This is a genomic window from Microbacterium sp., from assembly GCF_049661145.1.
GTDB lineage: Bacteria > Actinomycetota > Actinomycetes > Actinomycetales > Microbacteriaceae > Microbacterium.
Genome location: NZ_JBASZT010000442.1, coordinates 1 through 5,017, shown reverse-complemented (window position 1 = coordinate 5,017; position 5,017 = coordinate 1). Strand labels below are relative to the sequence as shown.

Sequence of the window (5,017 nt, the reverse complement as noted above, 5' to 3'; positions counted from 1 at the left end):
CGAGAGCGCCGCGCGCGCAGCCGCGGGGTCGCGATCGAGCACCGTGCGGGCGGCGCCGGCCTGCACTCCCATCGCCGAGACGTGATGCGCGACGACATCGTGCAGTTCGCGTGCGATGCGCACGCGGTCCAGCGCGACCGCCTGCGCGGCGGTCAGCTCGCGCTCCCGTTCGAGTTCGGCGGTGCGTTCCTCGAGCGCCTGGCGCGACCGCGCTTCGCGCCACGCCCGCTCGCCGAAGAGGTACGCCCCGCCGAAGAAGGCCACGTTCACGAGGAACTGCAGCATGATGAACGCCGCGAACGGCGAGAACAGTCCTGCGCGGGAGAGGCCGTCGCCCTCACCCTCGCCGCTGGTCGCGGCCTGGAACGTCGTCACGATCAACCAGCAGAACATGCCCGCGATGACGACGAGCCGCACGGTGGTCGCGCGCCGCCGGTTCGCGACCCACGCGCCCACCGTGTACATCGCGATGAACACCGCGACGTTCCCGACGTACACCTCCGGGATCCGCGCCGAGACCCCGACGAAGAATGTGACCGCCACCGCGGTGAGCACGGCCTCCGGGTAGCGGCGCCGCAGCGCGAGCGGCAGCGTGAGGGCCGCGGCGTAGACGAGCGCCCACCCGAACGCGGGCGTCTCGTCGCGGTACAGTCCGGACACCTGACCGAGCCAGGAACTGATGACCGCCCCGACGAGCAGCGCCAGCGCGAGCCACAGGTCCAGCCGTCGCTGACCCGCCGTCACCGGTCGGGTCGTGTCGTGCGCGCTCATGCTTCCAACGTAGGCCGGGGCGGATGCCGCGGCATCCCCCGCGCGACGGAACTGCGCGCGCGGCGGTCTCCGGGTGCGGTCAGCACTCCCGGCCGGGGCATGGACGGGGTTCTGCGAGATGGCGAACCGTGGCCGGGTTCGTTGATCGTCTGGCCCAGACGGTCACGCACTGATGCCCACAGAGCATCAGTACGTGACTGTCGGCGGTAACGGAGACGAAGGCGGATCTGGAACACCTCCGTCGGTTGCGAACGGGTTGACGATCCGAACGCCGCGCAGTGTGCTGCCGTCGGCCGGCGGCAGTCGACTCAAGAGATCGGCGCCCGCGGCCCTCAAAAGATCATCGGGCGGTCGTCGTCATCGGGGCCGTCGAGATCGAGGTCAACGACGACCGGCACGTGGTCGCTCGGGATCTCGCCCTTGCGCTCCTCGCGGTGGATGGATGCCGCGACCACGGCATCCGAAAACGCGTGCGAGCCGAGGATGAAGTCGATGCGCATGCCCTCGCCTCGCGGAAACCGCAGCTGCTTGTAGTCCCAATAGGTGTACCCCGTCGGTACGAGCGGGCGCACGGTGTCGGCGAGGCCGGCTTCCAACAGTGCCCGGAACGCCTCGCGCTCCGGCGGCGACACATGGGTGGTCACGCCCTCGATGACGGTGGGGTCGCCGTTGTCGGCATCTGTCGGGGCGATGTTGAAATCGCCCGTGAGGGCGAGGGCGAGGTCGGGGCTCGCTGCGAGCGTGTCGGCGGTGTACCCGCGCAGCGCCTCGAGCCAGTCGAGCTTGTAGCGGTAGTGCGGGTCGTCGAGGCTGCGGCCGTTGGGGACGTACAGGCTCCACACCTCGATGCCCTCGACCGTCGCACCGAGCGCGCGCGCCTCCTGCGGCGCGCCGGGGCCGTCGTGGCCCTTCGCGAAACCGGGCATGCCGGGAAAGCCGATCCGCACGTTCTCGATAGGCTCCCGGCTGGCGATCGCGACGCCGTTCCACTGGTTGAGCCCGTGCGCCTCGACGGAGTACCCGGCGGCCTCGAACTCGGCATACGGGAACTGTTCGGGCTTGCACTTGATCTCCTGCATCGCCAGCACGTCGATGCTCTCGCGCACCGCGAAGTCGACGGTGCGGACGACGCGGGCGCGGATCGAGTTGACGTTCCAGGTGGCGATGCGCATGGCATCCAGCGTATGCGTGCCCGCCGACAGCGCGCGCCGCCGATAGAGTTAGGCAACCCTAACCATAGGCACGAGCCGGAGGCCATCATGTCCGACACCGCACCCGCGTTCGCCCGAAAAGGCCTGCTGCGGCTGAGCTGGCCGCTGCTGCTCGTCACCGTCCTGACGCTGCTCGCCACCCTGGGCAACGTCGTCCTGCTGAGCGCGTCCTCCGCCGAGCTCAACGCCGCCGTCGCGACGGCGAACCAACTGCTCGGAGTGCTGTACGACGTCTCGGTGCTGTTCAGCCTCGGCGCGCTCGTCGTGGTCGCGCAGTTCCTCGGCGGCGGAGCGTATACGGCGGCGCGCCGAGCGAGCGCCGTAGCGCTGCGCGCATCGAGCATCCTGGGCATTGCGATGGCGATCGGCGTCGCCGTCGCCGCGCCGCTGCTGCTGCCGCTCATCCGGACACCCGAGGACATCCGTCCCGACGCGCTCGCCTACCTCTGGGTGGTCGCGGCGGGGCTCGCATTCAACGCGTACATCGTCGCGGCATCCGCCGTGCTGCGCGCCTACGGACGCACCGTCGCGCTCCTCGTCCTCGGCGTCGTCGTGAACGTGCTCGACGTCGCGCTGCTGTACGTGTGCCTGTTCGTGCTCGAGCTCGGAGCAGTGGGCGCCGCGATTCCGACGCTCGTCGTACGGGGGATCGGCGCCCTGCTGCTCGCGTGGCTGGTGCGATCGCGCACGGGGGTCCGCATGTGGGCGCCGCTGCCGCCGAAGGAGGAGGGAACTCGCGCCTGGACCATGGCGCGGCTGTCGGTCCCGACCGTGCTGGAGAACGGGTTGTACAACATCGCGATCGTCGTCGTCGTGACCGCCGTCAACGCTCTCGGCACCGATGCCATCAACGCGCGCTCCTACGCGCTCACGCTCACCGCGCTCGTGACCGGCCTGATCCTCGCCCTCGCGCAGGGCAACGAGACGATCGTCGGATGGGACGTGGGGGAGGATGCCTTGGCCCACGCACGCCGCCAGACGGTCCGCACCGTCGTCGGCACGGCCGTGACGAGTGCGCTGCTGGCGGCGTTGCTGTGGCTGGGCGCCGACCCGTTGCTGTCGATCTTCGGGCCCAACGAGGTCGTGCTCGCCGAAACGCGCACGGCGCTCGCGATCAGCGTGCTGCTGCTGCCGCTGTCGGCGGTGACGGCCGTCGTCTACGGGGCGCTCCGTTCGGCCGGTGACGTCGTCGTGCCGATGGCGTACTCGATCGGGACGAGCATCGTCGTGCTCGTCCCCGTCTCGTTCCTGCTCGTCGAGACGGCCGGGCTCGGCGTCGCGGGCGTCTTCTGGGGTCTCGTACTCGCCGAGGCGGTCAAGGCGGCGCTCCTGTTCGGGCGCTGGCTCGGCGGACGATGGATGCAGGATGCGCGCGTCGTCGATGCGGCGGTGCCCGCGGCGTCCGTTCCGGCGTAGCACCGCTCTGTCAGGATCGCCGCGTCAGCGCGGGGTTTGTCCCGGCGAAGGGCGGATGCCGGGGCGGCCGCCTCGCGTACCGTCGGCGCTGTGGGGCCTTCGGTGAGATGGATTCGCGCCTGTCTGTTGACCGTCGCGTGGTTCAACCTCGTCTCGGCGCTCGTCGGCGGCGCCATGGGAATGTTCTTCGGCGGTGCCGGCGTGCCCCGGGAATGGATCGAGGGCACGGCCTTCTCGTCCTTCTTCTGGCCGGGGGTCATCCTCGGGTTCGTCGTGGGCGGATCGCAGGCCCTCGCGCTGATCGCGCAGTACCGGCGCTTCGCGCTCGCGCGCGGGCTCCACGCCGCGGCGGGCCTCGTCATGATGATCTGGATCTTCGTCGAGATCGCGATCATGCTCGTGTGGTCGCCGCTGCAGGGCATCTACTTCGTGACGGGCCTCGTGCAGGTCGTGCTCGCGGTGCTCGCGCTCGGCGCGTGGCCGCGGCCGTTCTTCGTGCGCGAGCAGCGCTGAAACAGCCGCCGCGCGTCAGCCGCCGAGCGTCAGCCGCCGAGCTCGAACGGGTGTGCGAGGCGCCACCACGCGTCGGGCGGCGCGATGTCGCCATCGAGCACCAGGTCGGCGCTCGCAGTGCGGGGGCCCGCCGTCCACGTGATGCTTCCGACCTTCTCGCCCGCCTTCCCGGCCGAAAGCGCAGTCGTCGACATCTCGGCGGAGATGGGGGTGTCGGACCACGTGAGCACCTCGGCATCCGTTGCCATCACCATGCGCGCATGGGCACCCCACGGCGTCTCGTAACTGCCGTACACCTCGCCCTTCGTCGCGACCGGCACGTCGTGGAACCCGGCGCGGATGCTGTCGAGCAGCGCCTCGACCTGCGCGTTCACGCTGTCGCGATCCTGCCCACCCAGCACGATCCCGGTGACGTGGAGCGGTTCGCCGATCCCGGCATCCAGGAGCGATGAGTACAGCAGGTTCGAGCCCTCGAGCGTGCCGGTCTTGATGCCGCGCACGCCATCGGAGCCCAGGAGAGTGTTGGTGTTCCTGCCCGTGAACCCGTGGACGTCGAGCGACGTCATGCCGACGATGCTCGCGACCGTCTCGTTCGCCATCGCGAGCTTGCCGAGCGCGATCAGATCGGTCGTCGTGCTGACGTTGCGTGCGCTGATGCCGGTCGGCTCCACGATGACGGTCTGCGCGAGCCCGTTGCGGGCGAGCCAGTCGCGGGCGGCACGCACGAACCCCGACGGCGAGCCGAACGCCCACGTCGAGACGGCATCGGCGTAGTTGCTCGCCGAGACCACGAGCATGAGCTCCAGAGCGTCGTGCAGGCTCATCGTGCTGCCGGTGGGCATCTCGGCGATCGTCGCGCCCTGCACGTAATACTGGTCGTAGAGGTCGTGGTCGGCCTTGTCGAACGTGAGCGTCGGCCCTGGATCGCCCGGTCCCGCGAGCGGATGCGCATCGAGCACGGTCAGCGCGGTGACGAGCTTCGTGATGCTCGCGATCGGCAGCGGATCGGCGGTGCCGGCTGCCGCCGACAACCCGTCGGAGCCGAGGAACTCCGCTGCGCCCTCGACGCGCACCGCCGCCGCACCGTCGGCCGGGAGGCTCGGCAG

5 protein-coding genes are annotated in these 5,017 nt (G+C 70.3%); 2 read left to right on the top strand and 3 right to left on the bottom strand.

Annotated features, from left to right (window positions below; translation table 11 throughout):
* Both WBP48_RS18190 and WBP48_RS18185 read right to left on the bottom strand, forming a co-directional pair.
* The coding region (locus WBP48_RS18190) for a histidine kinase (RefSeq protein ID WP_424442173.1) at positions 1 to 771 on the bottom strand (771 nt) is incomplete at its 3' end.
* A gap of 332 nt (positions 772 to 1,103) precedes the next feature.
* Positions 1,104 to 1,943, bottom strand: coding sequence for an exodeoxyribonuclease III (locus tag WBP48_RS18185; protein WP_424442172.1), 840 nt, complete (start codon positions 1,941 to 1,943; stop codon positions 1,104 to 1,106).
* Between the two features lie 87 nt (positions 1,944 to 2,030).
* On the opposite strand from WBP48_RS18185, the gene WBP48_RS18180 reads away from it, so the two are divergent.
* Both WBP48_RS18180 and WBP48_RS18175 read left to right on the top strand, forming a co-directional pair.
* A complete protein-coding gene (locus WBP48_RS18180; RefSeq protein ID WP_424442170.1) occupies positions 2,031 to 3,398 on the top strand; it encodes an MATE family efflux transporter in 1,368 nt (455 codons plus the stop codon).
* A 102-nt stretch (positions 3,399 to 3,500) separates the two neighbouring features.
* A complete protein-coding gene (locus WBP48_RS18175; RefSeq protein WP_424442168.1) occupies positions 3,501 to 3,911 on the top strand; it encodes a hypothetical protein in 411 nt (136 codons plus the stop codon).
* A gap of 29 nt (positions 3,912 to 3,940) precedes the next feature.
* On the opposite strand, the gene WBP48_RS18170 is transcribed toward WBP48_RS18175, so the two are convergent.
* Positions 3,941 to 5,017: D-alanyl-D-alanine carboxypeptidase family protein (locus tag WBP48_RS18170; protein WP_424442167.1), on the bottom strand; the 1,077-nt coding region annotated here is incomplete at its 5' end.